Origin of the sequence: Tardiphaga sp. 866_E4_N1_4 (genome assembly GCF_052076075.1) — a bacterium.
GTDB classification, from domain to species: domain Bacteria; phylum Pseudomonadota; class Alphaproteobacteria; order Rhizobiales; family Xanthobacteraceae; genus Tardiphaga; species Tardiphaga robiniae.
In genome coordinates this window covers 3,766,316-3,784,587 of record NZ_CP197242.1, presented here as the reverse complement: position 1 = coordinate 3,784,587, position 18,272 = coordinate 3,766,316, and the positions used below count along the sequence as shown (strand labels likewise).

The window sequence follows — 18,272 nt, the reverse complement described above, 5'->3', positions numbered from 1 at the left end:
CCGCGTAGGTCTGTGAGCCCTCCGCCCTGGTCGGCGACATCAGCGTTCTGCGTCACAGCAGAAGCGCGCGAAAACTAACTCGATCTTTGGTTGGACCTGCGTGATCGTCTCGCCGGCGATGGGAGGCGGAAATGCCCTCCAATGAGGAGGCGACCCTTGCCGGCGACATTTCCCCAGTAAACCAGCAACTCAGGCGGCGAGTGGTACTCCGCGATCTCATGAACAGTCTGATCGCCGGGAGCGGAGCACAAACATCCATCGTCCTTCACTCATGATGAGTCGGACTCTCGGAGTCAGCCGTCGAATATTCACCAACTAAAACTGGCTCCAAACTTGCCGTTGTATGCGTAGCTCTTTCCTTCGAAGCGAGATTGATACGAAACACTGGCGAACAGAGTGGCATTCGAGGTCACCTGGCCGCTGACGCCGGCGTTCAATTCGCCCCACGTGCCATTGAGTGTGGCCTGGAAAGGGGTGAAGCCGGTATCGGACGAAAATTCGGTCAGGGGATTTCCGCGAAATTCGTGCCAGAGGCTTGGACGGATCCACGCAGTCAAGTGACGGCGGATCGCATCGCCACCGATGTTCCAACTACGGCCAATACGAGCGCCGATCCGGCTTGCTAACGAATCAACTTTATCGAAGCGAACCTGGGCGCCGACGTCACGGCTACCGGCGAGATCAATCGCCTGATAGGCGACCTGGACCTGCGGCTCGATGAAAAATCCGTGGCGCAAATTGATCGGATAGCCTGCCTCGACTGATCCGCCGATACCCGTCCCGTCGGTGGTAAGCGAGGTTAGACCACGATTGGCGTTGCTGGTCACGTCGTACCAGGTGCCCTGCAGCACAGTGTCGAAATACCAACCAGTCGCGCCAAAGTGAGTCCAATAACCGCCGAGAGTGTAGCCCTTGACGTCACTTTCGCCGGTGATGCCGTCATAATGAGTAACTCGCCCGTAGGCCCCGCCGAGAGCAAAATATAAACCGAGATGATCCCGGCTGCCGTTGCTGTGTTCGCGGCGCACAAAGTCTTGGCCAGCCTGAAGGCCAAGGAAATTATATGTGTACTGCGGACCGGTGCCGTAAATGCCGCGCGCGTCCCCGTCGCGCCGCCCGGTCATGCCGATAAAGCGGCCCCAGCCTCCGATGAAGGGCGCATCGGCGTTCGGCTCAGTGCGTCCACCAACGCCCTCCCGGTTGCCTGCGCGCTCGTGGAACGTATCAAGGAGGTTCCGTCCGTAGAGCAGGGCCATCGCAGGCACCGCAGCATAAAGGGAGGTCTCCGGCCGGAAGTTCGGCACCGGTGGTTGCGGTGCTGGTCCCGGCGGCGACGGGCATACCGCTGCGTTGGGGGCCAGACTACAATCGAGCGTCGAGCGGAGATACCATGCTTGCGAGTTGCTACCATCTACACTGCTGCGATGGAGTGTATATTCGAAGGGGCCAGCCACGACCGGTCCAGCGAGCTTGAATGCAGCCGGCGTCGTCGTGCCGCCGTTGGTCGTGTCGACGACAAGGATGCCGTTGCCAACAGTCAGCTCACCGCCGCCACCTGCGTTTGTCACGCGCAACGACGTATCACCCGTTGCGGTCCCGCCGTTGATCGAGAGCCTGTCGGATGGCGCACCATCCGTGTCGAGGAACGTATTCAATCCGATGGTTCCGCCGACGCCCGTATAGTTGATGGCGCTCAGCGTCTTGAACGCTCCGCCCGACGACGGTGCAAAATCGATCAAGCTCGACGTGTTGCTAAGATTGGAAACGTTGGAGTTGCCGGTCACCTTCCACGTCGTTGCATTTTGCAACGTCAAATTCGACGCGCTTCCCGCGTCCGTCGCCGCGGCGCCGGTAAGTGTCGAAGATGCTGCTATCAAGTTCAGCGTGCCATTGGCAACGACTTCCAGGAGATTTGGATTTCCGGCGAGGGAGGAACCAAGGAATGTTGCATTTAGCGTCGTGCCGGAGGTCCGGATACCTGCGCCCTGGGCTGAACTGAGTGTGCTGTTTGAAATCTGCGCAATACTGACCCCCGTGTCGTAGGCAGAGGAGTACAGCGCGGCGCCGCCCGCACCGGAAACGGTCAGGGTGCTGTTGTTCAGCGCAAGGCTGCTTCCGCCGCGGACGCTAGCACCATGAGATCCAGTTCCGGATGTTCTGACTGTCACTCCGTTCGCAGTGAGAGTTGAGCCGGTTGGACTGGCAGAAGGCGTTGCGGCATCGTCGAGCAATATGAGTGCTGTCGGAACCGCCGGCGTGGCCGATAGAGTCGAAAGCAACCCGACCGAAAAAAGACCTGCCGCCGATGCGCCTGTGGTTGTGACCGTTCCGCCGTTCAAGATGAGCTGGCCGCCAAATTGCGCGCTTGCGCCAATTCCGCTGGCCCCGCTCGTGACCACCGTGGCGTTGGTTGCAGTCAACGTACTTCCCAATGTCGCCAGCAGGCCGAACGATGAGGCTCCGAAGGTTGTGAACGTCCCTCCTGTGACTGCGACGGAGCCGGCATTGTCGGCCCTGGCTCCGTGCGAGTTGTCGCCAATCGTCGTGACCGCAAGATTGTCGAGTGTCATGCTTCCGTAAAACCCGTTAGCGCCGCTGGCCGTTGGGCCACTTGTGCGGATAATGATATTTGCCGCATCAATCGTGGCGGTGCTGTCGATGGTGAGGAGGGCGTCGGCGCCGCTGCCGGTGGTTGTGATCGAGCCTCCATTGAGAGCGATATGCCCAGCTGCATTCGCCCGCGCTCCGTAGCCAGCGCCCCCGGTCGTGTTGATGGTCACGTTGGTCGCGCTTATCATCGCGTTGGCTTGGGTGGCAAAAAGACCATAGGCCATACTGCCAGCTGTCGTGACCGAAACGCCGGCAAGGTTTACGGTCCCGCCCTGTGCCGCTTCGACGCCGTAGGCGTTGCTACCTGTCGTGAAGACGGTGGTGTCGGTCGCATTGACGATCGAGTTGATCCCCGTTGCGAACAGACCCACTCCGCCTCCGCCGGTGGTCGAAACGGACGAGCCGCTGAAGAGCGTGATACTGCCGCCGCTCTGCGTATGCCGCGTGGGAGGCTGAGCCCCCCGTGATCACACTCAGCGGGCTGAAGCTATCGATGATGCCGTTGTTAAGTGCGTAGAGCCCGTAGCCTGCCGTGGGCGTCAACACACCCGTGTTGATCGTCCCACTCGCGTTCTGCGTTGTACCATTCGCGACGACCTGCTGGGCATTTGCAGTGCAGCAATCCAGCAGATCTGATACTGAAATAACAACCAGACTGAGCGCGGTCGTCCCTAAGCATTTTCGCATGATGACTTCTCCGATCACCAGGCGGTCTTCGTTGGGCGACTTGGGCCTCAGCGAATCTCAGCCGAAAAATCAGAGAGGCAATCATCTCGATTGCTGCGCGTATTGCTATTGGGGGAAACCCTGAATGTCGGGGCAATTAAAGATCGTGATCGTTATGACGACGTCTCCCGTACGCGTTTGGCGCTGCAGCTTGATGTCGAGATCCGCCCTGGTCGGCATGACCTGCATCAGGACCAGCCGACCACATACCCATAGACCAGAATCGGGATCGCAAGAAGAATGCGCTGGATTGCCCAGCGCAGCATTTCGCGCTCTCTATTCCGCCGCGACTGCAACCTGACCCAGCCTGTCGAAGACGACGTCGCCACCGAGAATGGTGAGATCGCAGCGAGTGTCTTTCTCGACTTCCTCGGGCGCGCAGGTGAAGACGTCGTGGCTGAGCACGGCGATATCCGCGAGCTGGCCCGGCACCAGACGGCCCATGCGATCTTCGGCGAATTGCGTATAGGCGCCGAAATAGGTGTAGGCGTGGATCGCTTCCGCCATCGACAGCTTCTGCCCTTCGCCGAGCAATGTATGGCGGTTGGACATGCGCGTCGTCATCGTGAACAGGTTCTTGAACGGATCGGTGGTGGACACCGGCGCGTCCGAGCTAGCTGCCGGATGCAGACCTGCGTCGAACCACTTGCGCATGGGATAGGCCACGTCGGTGCGCGCTTGGCCGAGATTGGTGATGTAGAGATCGCCGAATTCATACATGAAGATCGGCTGCGGCACCGGGTCGATGCCCGCGGCTGCCATGCGCGCGATCTGGCTGTCGCTGAGGAAGCCGCAATGTTCGATGCGATGGCGGCGGCCGAGGATCGGATTGTCCGCCGTACCTGCTTTCTCGATTCCTGACAGCACTTGCTCGATGGCGGCATCGCCGATGGCGTGGATGGCGAGCTGGTAGCCGAGGCTGTGATAATGCGCGAGATAGTCGTGCATTTCCTTGTCGGTGTAGCAGAAGATACCGCGGTTCTCGGGATCGCCAACCAGATAGGGCTCGGACATCGCAGCGGTGAGGCCGCCGGCGCTGCCGTCGCCAAACACTTTCATCGCGCCATAGCGCAGCATGCCGACCTCGCGGCCGAAGCGATAACCTGCAGCATGTGCCTGATCGCCGATGCCGTCGGTGTTGCCATAGATACAGACCCAGGTGCGGATCGGCAGCGTATTCGATTTCGCAAGATGCTCGTAGGCGTCGATCTCATCCATGCCCGCGGCCATGCCGACCGCGGCGTCCATCACGCTGGTGAAGCCCTGTGACACCATGAAGCGGCCGGCGCGGTCGATCGCATCGCGCAGGCGTTCGGCGCTGGGCTTCGGCGCGGCGTCGACGATCAGGCGCAGCGCGCGTTCGGCGAGCAGGCCGGTCAGCTTGTTGTCGCGGCGTTCGATCATGCCGCCATCGGGCTGCGGCGTGTTGTGGCCGATGCCGGCCGCGCGCATCGCCTGCGTATTGATCACGGCGACATGGCCGCAGGTCCGCTTGAGATAGACCGGATTGTTCGGCGCAACCTGATCGAGCTCTTCGGCAGTGGGGTGTCGCTTTTCCGCGAGCTCGTAATGGTCATAGCCGCGGCCATTGATCCATTCGCCGGGCTTGGCCGTCTTGGCCTTCTCGGCGACGCGGCGCAGGATTTCGCCGATCGAGTTGGCGCCGGTTTCCGGCCGCAGATTGATTTCGGTCATGGTCAGGCCGAGCGGCAGCAGATGCATATGCGCATCGTTCAGGCCGGGGATGGCGGTGCGGCCGGCGAGTTCGATGATGCGCGTATCCGGCCCGGCAAGCTCGGCGATTGTCTCGGCCGAGCCGGTCGCCAGCACGCGTCCCGATGCGATCGCGATGGCTTCGACAAAGCCCTCGTTGAGACCACAGAACACGCGTCCTCCGGTCAGGATGAGGCTTGGCTTTTCCATCTTAAGTCTACCTTTTATTCACGGGATCGAGTGCAGCGACGGGTACGCCAAAATTATTCAGCGGAGCAAGATCGCAGATTGTGCAGTGTGAGCCTGCAGACGGGGCAACGCGCCGCATATCGCGCTTTATGTTGGAGTTTTTCTCGCAGGTCAGGAATTAGACACCTGCCATGCGCGTCACGCAGCGAGATTTGCGTGAGGCGCGCGTCGGTGTAGGATTCGCCTGATGTCTGGAGCCGGTGTGATGACGACCAATACTCAAGCTGCAACGCGTGCGACGGTCGAAATCCCGAGCATCCCCTGTGACGCCGAGGGTCCGGTGTTTCGCGAGCCGTGGGAGGCCCAGGCCTTTGCCATGGCCGTGACGCTGCATGAGCGCGGCGTGTTTACCTGGACGGAATGGGCTGCGGCGCTGGCTGCCGAGATCAAGCGCGCCCAGGCAGGCGGCGATGCTGACACCGGCGAGACCTATTACCGCCACTGGCTGGCGACGCTGGAAAATCTGATCGCCGAGAAGGGTGTGACTACGGCGGATACGCTGCATCGCTACCGCGACGCCTGGGACCACGCCGCCGATCGCACGCCGCATGGCCAGCCGATCGAACTGACTCCGGCGGATTTTGCGCATCACGACTAGCGGTCGCGCGATTACTTCAGCGCCTTCACCACCGCATTGAAGAACGCATTGTCCGCCACCGCCGGGTTCACCATCGTCGGTGGCTTCGACCGCGCGCTCAGCACCGCGCAGATCACGCGATGCTTGGGATTGATATACATCAGTTGCCCGAATATCCCGCGTGCGGTGAAAGCGCCGTCATCGAGCGAGCCGTCCGCGCCCGGTACGATCCACCACATATAGCCGTAATCGACGCGCTGGCCGTTGATCTCACGCGCGGCGCCGGCCGCACGCATCCAGCCTTCCGGCAGCACGCGCTCTCCATCAATCACGCCGTCATCGAGAATGAAACGGCCGAAGCGTGCATAGTCGCGCAGGGTGGCAAACATCCCGCTGCCGGCGACTTCCAGCCCGCCCGGCGCTTCCAACCACCAGCATCCATCGGCCTCCATGCCGAGCTTCGACCAGATCTTCTCCGAGAGATAATCGCTCAGCCATTTGCCGGTGGCCGCCTTCACCAGCGCGCCGACCACATGGGTGTCGCCGGTCGAGTAGCACCATTGCGTGCCGGGTGCCGCGGCGCGCGGACGCTCCGCCATGTAGCGCATGATGGTGCCGGGCTGCTGGGCCACCTGCAATTCGAGCAGCTTGCGGCGTTCGGACTGTGCGTCGGTCTGATCGTCGCTCCAGCGCACACCTGACGTCATCTGCATCAGCGTCTTCACGCTGACACCCTCGAAGGCGGTGCCGGAAAATTCGGGAAGATAAGTCACCAGCGGATCGTCGACGCTCTTGATGTACCCGTCCTGGATGGCAGCGCCGATCAGTGTGGTGCTGAAGGATTTCGCCATCGACATCGACAGCCAGCGTGTCGATGCCTCGATACCGAGATCGTAATGTTCGAGCAGAACCTCGTCGTCCTTCATCACCAGAAGTCCGGCGACGCGGTTGCGCGAAACATAGTCGTAGATGTCGTAACTCGCGCCATTGGAGACGATCGGAAAGTCAGGCAGCGTGTGCTTGCTATAGATCAGTGGCCGCACCGGTGCGCCCGCCTTGATGGTGCGCGTCGCGAAATTCATCTCGGGCGTGACGAAGGTCCGCAGATGATCGATAGGCATCGATCGGCCGGCATAGGAATTGATGATCGCGTCGGTTGCAGTTTGGGGGCTCGTCGCGGAAGCCTGACGAATGGTGCTGTTGGCTTCGCCTGCACCCGGCGCCACATCTGTCACAGTCAAAGGTCTGTCCTGCATCTTCGGGCGCGCCGATGCGCTCAAGGATTTACTATGGCAGGGCAGAAGGACTGTCGAGGGTACCAAGGTTGAAACGCGCGGTGCGCCGGCATCACCGGCGCATCACGCTCAAACCGGTCCGGTGTCCTGATGCGACAATCAGCGAACCGCCGTCGTGTTCGAACTGGTGAGGGCGGTCGGCTGACCGGCCTTGATGACGCGGGCCGTCTGGGTGCCGTCGCTGGTGCCCGTGCGGGCGGCAATGCCGAAACCTGCAACCGCGATGCCGGCAACCAGGGCGACAACGACGATCTTCAGATGCGTGCTGCGGTCTGCGCTGTGGATCGAGTGGTTCATGGCGGCCTCCTGCCGTCTACGCGGCTACTTGTTGCATGGAGGTGTAGTCCCGGCCGGTTTCCAGCCGATGGCGTCCGTGTAGAAAATTGTTTCGTGGAAGCGGAGATTTGTTTCGTCGCGTAGCCGGATACTTATGAAACCAGCGGTTTTGGCGCCTTTGGCGGTATTTGCGTCATACGTATTGTTCGATGCCGGGGAATGGCGGACAAAGTCCGAAGCGCTTCGCCCCACGCTGTCATTCCGGGGCGCGGCCGGCGCTTGCCGGACGCGAACCCGGAATCCCGAGATGTTCAGCGCAAAACAGGTCGGGATTCCGGGCGCGTGATCGCCGTCTGCGACGTCGCTCCCGCCCTCAGGCAAACCAATTGGTTTGCCGGGGAATGACGAGTTGGAGGCGGCAGACAGCCCAAACATTTCTTCCTATTCTTTGTTGACAACATCCCTATAAGGATTATTATCTCCTCCGTCCGGCCCCGATGAGAGGGGCGAGCGCGATCGTCACGTTCGCGGGGCTGGATGCGGTGGACGCCGGAGATGCGGCGTTACGCGGTTCATGGATGACGTCTGTCTTCGGGCAGGACGGATCTACGCCAGCACTGCCACTGGCAAGGAGACGGCCGACCTTCGGATGGAAAGAATCCTGGACAGTGTGACGGACGACCAAATCAAAACGCGTTCGGCTTACTCGCTTGAGGCTCCCTTCCCATCGCCTTGGGACTTTAATTCGCGATCGGAGCGTTCGTCGAGGCAAAGTGCAAGCAACCGAAAAAACACCGCAGGCGGAACGCTGGGCAATCGCTCGTGCTTCCGAAAGTCCTGATGCATTACCCCATGCGGAAGACCGCATTCGCATCAGGCCCAAGGGTGCATCGGGCACCCAGCGTTCCGCACGCCCTCTTTTCGAAGAGGGTCGAAGGAATGCTCATAGCTCGGACGCGCAAGCGTCGCGAGAATGCGAGCGTGTGTTTACATGTCACCGAAGCAGGTACCGCTACCCCACTCGATTTAGGTAAGCACTCCTGCTTGTTATTGCGGAGGACGGACCTCAAAACTCCCACTCGACAGGCTCATGGGCAGACGAGGATCACATGATCATCAAGCCCAGCGCATCGTGGCATACCCGCTCGACCCTCAGCAGGTTGGCGCACATTCTCGAACGGACCGGACTCGCTTTGGTTGGGGCTGCCTGCGGGCTGTTCGTTGCCGAGGTCGGCCGCTTCATCGAGGTCATCGGTTCGGGTGAAGTCGTGTTCGCCATGATCATTTACGGGGCTACCGGCTTCTATCTCGGGATCGATCTGCCCCAGGTTCCTGCCGATTACCGCATGCATCTGCCGCTATGGCGCGGGCTGGGCAACAGTGCGGATATGGTGGAGCTGCTCACTGCGGCCGGTACCTTCATCACATCGGTGACGGCGATCACGTCAGTCTCCAGTATCATTCTGGGTGAAACCGTGCGCCCCAGGACGGCTGGCATCATCTGTTTGAGCTGGGCCATCGGCGCCACCATGCAGATCGCTGCCGGTATCATCGCGCGAATAGAGTTAGGCCGTGCCGTGAAAATGGCGAAGCTCGCGCTCTTCTCCCGGTGAAAGGTCAGGACAATCCCGGCTGATGGAGGTCGAACATGCCGCTCTATATGTATCAGGCTGCCTACACGCCGGAATCATGGGCCGCGCAAATGAAGAATCCGCAGAACCGCGTTGAATCCGTTGGACGGCAGACGACGGAGGCTGTCGGAGGAACATTGATCGGAGGTTGGTATTGCCTGGGCGAATATGACGTGATGCTGATCGCCGATGTGCCGGATATCGAGAGCATGGCGGCTATCGCCGTCGCGATTGCGGCGGGCGGCGCTATCAAGTCCAGCCAGACGACTGCATTGATGACCGGGGCGGAACTTGTGGCGGCTCTGAAGAAGTCGGAGTCCGTCATCAAGGGTTACAGGCCCGCGCGATAGACATCGGTGGCGTCGATCGCCCGCTATCGTCCCGGCGTCGCATTCACCAAAGCGAGGATCTCCGCGCCGTAATGCTCCAGTTTCTTGTCGCCGATCCCCGGGATTTCGCGGAGCTGGTCGAGCGTGGTGGGATGTTCGCTGGCGATGCCATCGATGGTGGCATCGTGCAGCACGACATAGGCCGGGACGTTGCGCTTCTTCGCGACTTCGGAACGCCAGGCGCGCAGCACGGCGAGCAGATCGGGATTGGCGTTGTCGCTGCGCGGTGCCGCAAGATCGCCGCGGCGGGATTTGCTGCGCGGGGCGCGGCCGGTGCCGCCGGTCTCCTCGCGGAACATCAGCTCGATCTCGCCCTTGAGCACACCGCGCGCTTCTTCGGTGAGCTTCAGCGCATTGAACGCGTCCGCGTCCGCATAGAGAAAGCCGCGCGCCACCAGTTGCCGCATCACGGCGCGCCATTGTTTCTCAGTGAGTTCGCCGCCGATCCCGAATACCGACAGCTTGTCATGGCCGAATTGCTTGACCTTATCGGTGAGGCGGCCGATCAGCACGTCCACCAGATGTATGGCGCCGAATTTCTGCCCGGTGCGATAGGCGCAGGACAACAGCTTCTGCGCGGCGACGCTGCCGTTCCAGACTTTCGGCGGCGAGAGGCAATTGTCGCAATTGCCGCAGCGCGTGCCGGTCGCCTCTTCGCCGAAATAACCCAGCAGTCGGGTGCGGCGGCAATCGACGGTTTCGGCGAGGCCGACCAGCGCATCGAGCTTGCCGATGGAGACGCGCTTGAAAGTCTCCGAACCCGTGGACTCGTCGATCATGCGGCGCTGCTGCACGATGTCGGAGAGGCCATAGGCCATCCACGCATTCGACGGCTTGCCGTCGCGGCCGGCGCGGCCGGTCTCCTGATAATAGGCCTCGATGCTCTTCGGCAGATCGAGATGGCAGACGAAGCGCACATCGGGCTTGTCGATGCCCATGCCGAAGGCGACGGTGGCGACGATCACCACGCCGTCTTCATTGATGAAGCGATCCTGATTGGTCTCACGCAGGCGTGCGTCGAGCCCGGCGTGATAGGGCAGCGCGAGGATTCCGGCCTTGTTCAATGCGGCTGCGGTGTCCTCGACCTTGGCACGCGACAGGCAATAGACCACGCCGGCCTCGCCGGAATGCCGGTCGTTGATGAAAGCCTGCAACTGCTTCTGTGCGTTGGTCTTGTCGACGATCTCGTATTTGATGTTGGGCCGGTCGAAGCTCGCAACGAAATTCGGTGCGTCTTCCAGGCGGAGGCGTTGCACGATCTCCTGCCGGGTCAGATCGTCGGCGGTGGCCGTCAGCGCAATGCGCGGAATGTTCGGGAACCGTTCGGCGATGACCGAGAGGCCGATATATTCGGGTCGGAAATCGTGGCCCCATTGCGCGACGCAATGCGCCTCGTCGATGGCGAACAGGGCGATCTTGGCGCGGCCGAGCATCGACAGACAGCGCGGCGTGACCAGACGTTCAGGGGCGACGTAGAGAAGGTCCAGTTCTCCGGCGAGCAATTGCCGCTCGACCTCGTTGGCTTCGTCCCAAGACAGGGTGGAATTCAGCACCGCCGCCTTGACGCCCGCCTCGAGCAGGCCCGCGACCTGGTCGCGCATCAGCGCAATCAAAGGCGACACGACGATGCCGCAGCCCGGGCGCAGCAAGGATGGCAACTGGTAACATAGCGACTTGCCGCCGCCGGTCGGCATCAGCACCAGGCAATTGCCGCCATCGGTCACGTGGCGAACGATATCTTCCTGTGCACCGCGAAAACCCGGCAGACCGAACACCGAATGCAGCACGGACAATGCGTCCGAGGTCTGGAACACGTCTGGCTGATTTTTCGATTGACGCGAGGCGCCGGCGGGAACGGACATGGCGCAGGTCTATTCCTGATTCGAGGGTCGCGTATATCCCGGGAAACGCGTCGTTCCCCCAGGAGAACGCGTCATTCCCGAGAGAATGCTTCATTCTCTATGACATCGCGACGTTTCGCCTTGATCGCGCCGCTTTACCCCTGTCGATGATCCGTTCTAAGAGAATGAGTGCGCGACCGCGCCAGCGTCGCTGCAACCGGGCAAAAAGAAAAGCCGTATGCCATTCATTTTGCGAATCTTTTCTTGGCTTCTGAACCGTCGCCGCGGACCCAAGATCCGCTGGCAGGCGGCCAATGAGAATGCCGCGCGAAAAGTGCGCCGGAAATTCAAAAAGGGGCCAAAGTCCGCGATCCTGTCCCATGTCATCGCGCATCGGCCGTCCGTGACGCTGGTGGGGCGGCTGCCCGCGGTCGAAATCTGGAACCTGTCAGATCCGAAGCGTGTCGCGCTGCTCTATCTGCAGCATGGCCGCCGGTTGCGGCTGCCAGCGCCAAAGGCGTTGATGGACGATGCCGTGAAGCGGGCCCGCGCCGCGGAATAGTGGACGTGGTCCACGCGGGGCCACTTGTGCCGTGTGGCGTCATGGGCTTGACGGGCCAGTTCCGAGCGGGGATGGTCGCGCCCGGGTCACTCCGTTCCACACTCAATGAAAGACTTCTGCATGATCAAGCGTCTCGGTCCCGGCAAGCGTCTCAGCCAGGCTTCCATCCATGGCAACACCGTCTATCTGGCCGGCCAGGTGCCCGATGAATATTCGGGCGACGTCAAGACGCAGACCAAGCAGGTGCTCGACAAGATCGATGCGCTCCTCAAGGAAGCCGGCACCGACAAGAACAACATCCTCAGCGCCACCGTCTGGCTGCCGAATATCAATGACCGCGATGCCATGAACACGGTGTGGGATGCCTGGGTGCCCGAAGTTGGCCCAGCGCGCGCTTGCGTCGAGTCGAAGCTCGCGGACCCCGCCATCAAGGTCGAGATCGCCGTCATCGCAGCGATTCCGTAAATCATGCCTCCCGTTGCCATTGCGGTCGCCCCCAACGGCGGCCGCAAGGTCAAGGCCGACCATCCCGCCGTGCCGCTGACGCCGGCGGAGCTGGCGGTGACGGCCGCGCATTGCCTTGAGGCAGGCGCGGCGATGATCCATGCCCATGTGCGCAATGCCGACGGCAGTCACCTGCTCGATGCGGCGGCCTATCGGGACGCCATCGCGGCAATTCGCAGTGCAGTGGGCGACAGGCTCGTCATCCAGATCACCTCCGAGGCGCTCGGCAAATACACACCGGCGCAGCAGCGCGCGGTGGTGCAGGCGGTGAAGCCGGAAGCGGCGTCGCTGGCGCTGCGCGAACTGGCGCCCGATGCCAGCGAGGAGCAGGCCTTCGCCGATCTGCTCGGCTGGATGAAGCGCGAGCGCGTGACACCGCAAATCATTCTCTACGATGCGCAGGATGCTGCGCGGCTGGCCGAGTTTCGCAAGCGCGGGCTGGTGCCGTTCGAGAAGCTGCCGGTACTGTTCGTGCTCGGCCGTTATACGGCGGGGCAGACGTCGCACCCGGCCGATCTGTTGCCGTTCGTCGCGCCCGGTGCGCCAACATTCGAACACTGGAGTGTCTGCGCCTTCGGTGCGCAGGAGACGGCCTGCGTCACCGCGGGCGCATTGCTGGGCGGCCATATCCGCGTCGGCTTCGAGAACAACGAATTACTGCCCGATGGCTGCCGCGCCAAGGGCAATCAGGATCTGGTTGCAGCCGCGCGCCGCGCGATCGGGGCGGTTGGGCTGAAGGCGGCGACGGCGGATGAGCTCAGGGCCGCGACGGCGCTCTAACCTCTCCCCGTTCTTTACGGGGAGAGGTCGCCGCGTCTTCGCGGCGGGTGAGGGGCGGCGCGCTGTAGTCGTCGCACAATCGCACTCACGGTCGCACCGATCCCGACGCGATAGACCATGCGAGATGATAGGCCGTTACCTTGCCCCTCATCCCGACCTTCTCCCCGCGCAGTGCGGGGAGAAGGAGCGCACTGCCGGCGCCAGGACTACTCACTCAAACCACGGCCATTCCGCGCCGCCGTCATGCGTCACGGCGCCGCCGGGCGCCTGTCCGACGAGCTTGGCATATTTCGCCAGCGCACCGGCGCGGTGACGTGGCGGACGCTGGGTCCATGCGGCCTTGCGTGCGGCGAGTTCGGCATCACTGATCATCAGATCCAGTCGCCGCGCAGGCGCGTCGATGCGGATCTTGTCACCGTCGCGCACCAGCGCGAGGGGGCCGCCGATATAGGCTTCCGGCGAGACGTAGCCGATACACATGCCGCGTGTCGCGCCGGAGAAACGGCCGTCGGTGATCAGCGCGACCTTCTCGCCCATGCCCTGGCCGTAGATGAGCGCGGTGACCCCGAGCATCTCGCGCATGCCGGGTCCGCCGACCGGGCCTTCGTTGCGGATGATGAGCACGTCGCCTTCCTTGTAGTTCTGGTCCTTCACCGCGGCGACGCAGCTTTCTTCGTCTTCGAACACGCGCGCCGTGCCCTCGAACACCGTCTTCTTCAGACCGGCGACCTTGATCACCGCACCATCGGGGGACAGGTTACCCTTCAACACCGCGACGCCGCCATCGGGCATGATCGGCTTTGCTGAACTGTAGATGATCTCGCCATCGGCCTTGTTGGCGTGGCCGTATTCTTCCGCAATCGTGCGGCCGGTGATCGTAATGCAGGAGCCGTCGATATGGCCGCTCTCAAGCAAAGCACGGATCACGACCGCCGTGCCGCCGATATCGTAGACATCCTTGGCCACATATTTGCCGCCCGGCCGCAGATTGCCGATCAGCGGCGTGCGCGCGAAGACTTCACCGACATCGTCGATGGTAAATTTGATACCGGCCTCGTTGGCGATGGCCGGCAGATGCAATGCGGCATTGGTCGAGCCGCCCGTGGCGGCGACGATGGCCGCGCCGTTCTCCAGCGATTTGCGGGTGACGATGTCGCGCGGCAACGGGCCGCTCTTGCGCAGCATGTCCATGACCAGACGTCCGGCGCGGCGTGCGAATTGCGCGCGTTCGGCATAGACGCCGGGGATCATCGAGACATTGGGCATGGTGATGCCCAGCGCCTCGGATACCATCGCCATCGTATTGGCGGTGAACTGCCCGGCGCAGGCGCCGATGGTCGGCAGACACGCGCGTTCGATGGCGTCCAGTTCCTGCTTGTCGATGTCGCCGGTCATGAAGGCGCCGACGGCCTCATAGGAATCCAGCGCGGTCAGCGTCTTGCCTTTGTGCAGTCCCGGCAGCGAACTGCCGCCATAGATGAAGATTGACGGTAGGTTGCAGCGGACCATGCCCATGATGACGCCGGGCAACGTCTTGTCGCAGCCACCGAAGCCGATCAGTGCGTCGTAGGCGAGGCCGTGCATCACGGCTTCGATACTGTCGGCGATGATTTCGCGCGACAGCAGCGAGAACTTCATGCCCTCATGGTTCATGCTGATGGCATCGGAGACCGAGATGGTCGAGAATTCGCGCGGCGTGCCGCCGGCTTCGGAAATACCGGTCTTGGCGGCGTCGACCTGAAAGTCATGGGTCATGTTGCAGGGCGTCTGCTCGCCCTTCATCGACACCACGCCGATCATGGGTTTTGCGATCGCTTCGTCGTCGAGGCCCATGGCGCGCATGAAAGCGCGGTGCGGGGCACGGTCGAGGCCGTCGGTGGTGACGCGGGATCGCAATTTCTTCATGAGAATCTGTCCGTTTCTTGGTCTTGTCGTCCAATGCATTGAGGCCACGCCGTGGGGCGTGGCCTCAGGACATCATATAGTGAGATGTCGCGTCTTGCTCTACTGGATCGGCGCCACGATGGTCGGGTGCTTGAACTGCATCGCGTCCATCTTCGGCAGCATGCCGGCCTCGGTGTAGATATCGAGCATCTTCTGCATGGCCGGGAAGTTCGGTGCTGCGCCCGGGTCGCGGGCGAAGTCGTTCTCCTTCAGCAGATAGGTTTCCAGCACCGGGATCGGCGCCTTCATGACTTCGTTGACGACCTTCAGCGTTTCCTCGCGGTTGGCCAGCGCCTTCTTCATGCCAAGGGTGATGTCGGCGACATAGGCCTTGGCGAGTTCGGGGTTCTTGTCGACGAAATCGGCGCGGCAGGCTTCAAGGATGTGCACGATGTTCGGCATCGCTTCGTTCAGCGAGAACAGCTTGCGCGTGCCGCCCTTGGCTTCCATGCGCGCGGCAAATGGCTGGTTCATGTTGATGGCATCGACGCGGCCCTGGCGCAGCGCATCTTCCGAGGCTGCGAAGCCGATCTCGATCAGCTTGACGTCCTTCTCGGGATCGACACCGGCGCCCTTCAGCAGCATCTTGAACGGACCATAGGTACCGCCGCCGATGACGGAAATGCCGACATTCTTGCCCTTGAGGTCGGCGATGGTCTTGATCGGCGAGTCATCCTTCACGGCCCAGTAGACCGAGAAGCTGCCGGGCTTTTCCGACACGTGCTGCGCGACGATATAGGCCTTGAGGTTGCCGCCGTTGACGCCGTTGGCGAGCGACAGCACGCCCTGGGTGGCGCAATCCAGGGCGCCCGCGGCGAGCGCCTGCGTCATCGGCGAGGTGCCCTGAAACTGGGTCCATTCGATATTATAGGTCTTGCCGAGATTGGTGAATTCGGTCGGGCGTTTCATCATCCAGTATTTGGATTCTTCGGCCGGAATGGTCCAGCCGACCTTGATGGTCGGAATCGTCTGCGCCTGTGCAACACCCGACACCGCTCCCGCCGCGAGAGCCGCCGCCATCAGCCACTTCGAAGAACCCAGCTTCATGCCCGCTCACTCCCGTTTGATGATGGCCAGACCCGGCCAAAAGAAAAGCCCTACTGTCTTGAAGCCTTTCATGCTTCAAATATTCTGGCAAGCGAGGTCCGTGCCCAACATTCATTCGTGCTGTGGCGCAACAATTGGCAGTTGCGCAGGCGTTGATATCATCGTTGCTGCGGCTGCGGACGCAGCGTAGATAGCTCGCAGATGCGAGCAGCGTGGCTCGCGGCAGAAGGACAACGGCGTCAAAATGGTGGATTCAGCAGGCGGCAAAGAGAAGCTCGGTTACCTCGGCCTCGGTCTGATGGGACTGCCGATGACCAAGCGGTTGCTCGGTGCCGGTTACGATGTGGCCGTCTGGAATCGCTCGCCCGGCAAGGTCAATGCGCTGGTCGAGGCCGGTGCGAAAGCCGCCGCCAGCCCACGTGATGTCGTCGCTCATGCCAGCATCATCTTCATGTGCCTCACCGATGCATCGGCGGTCGAAGATGTCGTGTTCGGCGACAACGGCCTGTCCGGCACCGACGGCAATGGCAAGCTGGTCGTCGATTTCTCCTCGATTCATCCGGACAAGACCAAGTCCATCGCGGCGCGGCTGAAGGCGGCGAACGGCATGGGCTGGATCGATGCGCCGGTGTCGGGTGGCACCAAGGGCGCTGAGGAAGCCACGCTGGCCATCATGGCCGGCGGCACCGCCGCCGATGTCGAACGTATCAGGCCTTATATTTTGGCGATGGCGCGCAACTTCACGCATATGGGGCCGACCGGCGCCGGGCAGATGACCAAGCTCTGCAACCAGGTGATCGTCGGCTGCGCCATGGCGGTGCTAGCCGAAGCGACGCGACTTGCCGTGAATGCCGGCATCGACGCCAAGCGTCTGCCGGAAGCGCTCGCAGGCGGTTTTGCAGACTCGATCCCGCTGCAACTGTTCGTGCCGCGCATGGCCCAGGGCATTCACTCGCCGCCGCTCGGCCACATCCACACGATGCTCAAGGACCTCGATACGGTCGTCGCCGTGGCGCAGGACACATCGACGCCGGTGCCGATGGCTGCGCTCGCGGCGCAGATCTTCCGCATGGGCAAGGCGGTGCGCGGCGCCGATGCCGACGCGCTGGAGATCTACAAGCTGTCGGCACCCAAAGAGTGAAGATCAAGGAATGAAGGTTCTGGTGATTGGCGCGGCCGGCATGATCGGCCGCAAGCTGTGTGAGCGGCTGCTGAAGGACGGTCATGTCGGCGGTGGGGAAATCGGCGATCTGGCGATGGCCGATGCGGTCCCCAGCGATCTGGTCGGCGCGCGCAGCATCATGGTCGATCTCGCAAAGCCGGATGCGCCCGCAGCACTGCTGGCGTCAAAGCCCGATCTGATCTTCCACCTTGCTGCGGTCGTCTCCGGCGAAGCCGAGCAGAATTTCGACAAAGGCTACGCGGTCAATCTCGACGGCACGCGCAATCTGTTCGAGGCGATCCGCGCGATGGGGGGTGGTTATCGCCCTCGCATCGTCTACACCTCGTCCATCGCGACCTTCGGCGCGCCCTATAACGGGCCGATCGCCGAAGATTTTTTTCATACGCCGCTGTCGAGCTACGGGACGCAGAAGGCGATTTGTGAATTGCTGATGGCGGATTATACGCGGCGCGGCTTCTTCGACGGCATCGGAATTCGCCTGCCGAATATCTGCGTACGGCCGGGCAAGCCCAATGCGGCAGCGTCGGGTTTCTTCTCCAATATCATTCGCGAGCCGCTGGCCGGGCGTGAGGCGGTGCTGCCGGTAACCGACGATGTAGGTCAGACCCATGCCAGTCCGCGCGCAACGACGGAGTTCCTGCTTCATGGTGCGACGCTCGAAAGCGCCAAGCTCGGCGCACGCCGCACGGTGATGATGCCCGGCGTGCGGGCATCGGTCGCCGACATGATCGCGGCGCTCCGCCGTGTGGGAGGTGACAGTGTTGTGACACGCATCAAGCATGTGCCAGATCCCGCCACGATGGCGATGGTTGCCGGATGGCCCACGACGTTCGATACCACACGTGCGCTGGCGCTGGGTTTCCAGGCGGAACTGGACTTCGATTCCATCATTCATGCTCATATCGAGGATGACCTCGATGGCGTCTTTGTGCGTTAGCGGTTAAG

At 62.1% G+C, this 18,272-nt stretch carries 15 protein-coding genes; 8 read left to right on the top strand and 7 right to left on the bottom strand.

Features of this window, described 5'->3' with window-relative positions; translation table 11 throughout:
* Positions 1-308: 308 nt before the first annotated feature.
* Both AB8B20_RS18415 and AB8B20_RS18410 read right to left on the bottom strand, forming a co-directional pair.
* Positions 309-2,981 (bottom strand): autotransporter family protein, encoded by a 2,673-nt coding sequence (locus AB8B20_RS18415; RefSeq protein WP_439074390.1) that lies wholly within the window; start codon positions 2,979-2,981, stop codon positions 309-311.
* 631 nt (positions 2,982-3,612) lie between these two features.
* A complete protein-coding gene (locus AB8B20_RS18410) occupies positions 3,613-5,259 on the bottom strand; it encodes an amidohydrolase (RefSeq protein ID WP_439074391.1) in 1,647 nt (548 codons plus the stop codon).
* A gap of 244 nt (positions 5,260-5,503) precedes the next feature.
* Here AB8B20_RS18410 and AB8B20_RS18405 point away from each other — a divergent pair, with 244 nt between their 5' ends.
* Positions 5,504-5,896 (top strand): nitrile hydratase accessory protein, encoded by a 393-nt coding sequence (locus AB8B20_RS18405; RefSeq protein ID WP_439074392.1) that lies wholly within the window; start codon positions 5,504-5,506, stop codon positions 5,894-5,896.
* An 11-nt stretch (positions 5,897-5,907) separates the two neighbouring features.
* Here AB8B20_RS18405 and AB8B20_RS18400 read toward each other — a convergent pair whose 3' ends face one another.
* Complete coding sequence (locus tag AB8B20_RS18400) at positions 5,908-7,110, bottom strand: serine hydrolase domain-containing protein (protein WP_439075022.1); 1,203 nt, start codon at positions 7,108-7,110, stop codon at positions 5,908-5,910.
* 159 nt (positions 7,111-7,269) lie between these two features.
* A complete protein-coding gene (locus tag AB8B20_RS18395) occupies positions 7,270-7,467 on the bottom strand; it encodes a hypothetical protein (protein WP_089263559.1) in 198 nt (65 codons plus the stop codon).
* A 1,088-nt stretch (positions 7,468-8,555) separates the two neighbouring features.
* Between AB8B20_RS18395 and AB8B20_RS18390 the strand changes: the two genes are divergently transcribed.
* Both AB8B20_RS18390 and AB8B20_RS18385 read left to right on the top strand, forming a co-directional pair.
* Positions 8,556-9,059, top strand: a complete 504-nt coding sequence (locus AB8B20_RS18390; RefSeq protein ID WP_210269244.1) for a hypothetical protein — start codon at positions 8,556-8,558, stop codon at positions 9,057-9,059.
* A 35-nt stretch (positions 9,060-9,094) separates the two neighbouring features.
* The gene (locus AB8B20_RS18385) at positions 9,095-9,427 is read left to right on the top strand and encodes a GYD domain-containing protein (RefSeq protein ID WP_439074393.1); all 333 of its coding nucleotides are present in this window, start codon (positions 9,095-9,097) and stop codon (positions 9,425-9,427) included.
* A gap of 23 nt (positions 9,428-9,450) precedes the next feature.
* Here the strand turns inward: AB8B20_RS18385 and recQ are convergent, their stop codons facing one another.
* Entirely contained in the window at positions 9,451-11,328 is a 1,878-nt protein-coding gene (recQ, locus tag AB8B20_RS18380; RefSeq protein WP_439074394.1) for a DNA helicase RecQ, read from the bottom strand.
* Positions 11,329-11,545: 217 nt separating this feature from the next.
* On the opposite strand from recQ, the gene AB8B20_RS18375 reads away from it, so the two are divergent.
* From AB8B20_RS18375 to AB8B20_RS18365, 3 genes are all read left to right on the top strand, one after another.
* Complete coding sequence (locus AB8B20_RS18375) at positions 11,546-11,869, top strand: hypothetical protein (RefSeq protein ID WP_139285792.1); 324 nt, start codon at positions 11,546-11,548, stop codon at positions 11,867-11,869.
* Positions 11,870-11,989: 120 nt separating this feature from the next.
* On the top strand, positions 11,990-12,334 hold the full coding sequence (locus tag AB8B20_RS18370) for a RidA family protein (RefSeq protein ID WP_120288051.1): 345 nt from the start codon (positions 11,990-11,992) through the stop codon (positions 12,332-12,334).
* 3 nt (positions 12,335-12,337) lie between these two features.
* Positions 12,338-13,153 carry a 3-keto-5-aminohexanoate cleavage protein gene (locus AB8B20_RS18365; protein ID WP_439074395.1) on the top strand — a complete coding sequence of 272 codons (816 nt, stop codon included), beginning with the start codon at positions 12,338-12,340 and terminating at the stop codon, positions 13,151-13,153.
* Between the two features lie 210 nt (positions 13,154-13,363).
* Here the strand turns inward: AB8B20_RS18365 and ilvD are convergent, their stop codons facing one another.
* A complete protein-coding gene (gene ilvD / locus AB8B20_RS18360) occupies positions 13,364-15,058 on the bottom strand; it encodes a dihydroxy-acid dehydratase (protein ID WP_439074396.1) in 1,695 nt (564 codons plus the stop codon).
* Positions 15,059-15,157: 99 nt separating this feature from the next.
* Positions 15,158-16,117, bottom strand: coding sequence for an ABC transporter substrate-binding protein (locus AB8B20_RS18355; protein ID WP_244499677.1), 960 nt, complete (start codon positions 16,115-16,117; stop codon positions 15,158-15,160).
* A gap of 271 nt (positions 16,118-16,388) precedes the next feature.
* Here AB8B20_RS18355 and AB8B20_RS18350 point away from each other — a divergent pair, with 271 nt between their 5' ends.
* Together AB8B20_RS18350 and denD are read left to right on the top strand one after the other, a co-directional pair.
* A complete protein-coding gene (locus tag AB8B20_RS18350; RefSeq protein ID WP_439074397.1) occupies positions 16,389-17,285 on the top strand; it encodes an NAD(P)-dependent oxidoreductase in 897 nt (298 codons plus the stop codon).
* 10 nt (positions 17,286-17,295) lie between these two features.
* A complete protein-coding gene (denD, locus tag AB8B20_RS18345) occupies positions 17,296-18,264 on the top strand; it encodes a D-erythronate dehydrogenase (protein WP_439074398.1) in 969 nt (322 codons plus the stop codon).
* Positions 18,265-18,272 lie beyond the last annotated feature (8 nt).

Coding starts and splice junctions, on each gene's coding strand:
- AB8B20_RS18410 (WP_439074391.1), bottom strand. CDS start 5,259: ATGGAAAAGCCAAGCCTCATCCTGACCGGAGGACGCGTGTTCTGTGGT.
- AB8B20_RS18405 (WP_439074392.1), top strand. CDS start 5,504: ATGACGACCAATACTCAAGCTGCAACGCGTGCGACGGTCGAAATCCCG.
- AB8B20_RS18395 (WP_089263559.1), bottom strand. CDS start 7,467: ATGAACCACTCGATCCACAGCGCAGACCGCAGCACGCATCTGAAGATC.
- AB8B20_RS18390 (WP_210269244.1), top strand. CDS start 8,556: ATGATCATCAAGCCCAGCGCATCGTGGCATACCCGCTCGACCCTCAGC.
- AB8B20_RS18385 (WP_439074393.1), top strand. CDS start 9,095: ATGCCGCTCTATATGTATCAGGCTGCCTACACGCCGGAATCATGGGCC.
- recQ (WP_439074394.1), bottom strand. CDS start 11,328: ATGTCCGTTCCCGCCGGCGCCTCGCGTCAATCGAAAAATCAGCCAGAC.
- AB8B20_RS18375 (WP_139285792.1), top strand. CDS start 11,546: ATGCCATTCATTTTGCGAATCTTTTCTTGGCTTCTGAACCGTCGCCGC.
- AB8B20_RS18370 (WP_120288051.1), top strand. CDS start 11,990: ATGATCAAGCGTCTCGGTCCCGGCAAGCGTCTCAGCCAGGCTTCCATC.
- AB8B20_RS18365 (WP_439074395.1), top strand. CDS start 12,338: ATGCCTCCCGTTGCCATTGCGGTCGCCCCCAACGGCGGCCGCAAGGTC.
- ilvD (WP_439074396.1), bottom strand. CDS start 15,058: ATGAAGAAATTGCGATCCCGCGTCACCACCGACGGCCTCGACCGTGCC.
- AB8B20_RS18355 (WP_244499677.1), bottom strand. CDS start 16,117: ATGGCGGCGGCTCTCGCGGCGGGAGCGGTGTCGGGTGTTGCACAGGCG.
- AB8B20_RS18350 (WP_439074397.1), top strand. CDS start 16,389: ATGGTGGATTCAGCAGGCGGCAAAGAGAAGCTCGGTTACCTCGGCCTC.
- denD (WP_439074398.1), top strand. CDS start 17,296: ATGAAGGTTCTGGTGATTGGCGCGGCCGGCATGATCGGCCGCAAGCTG.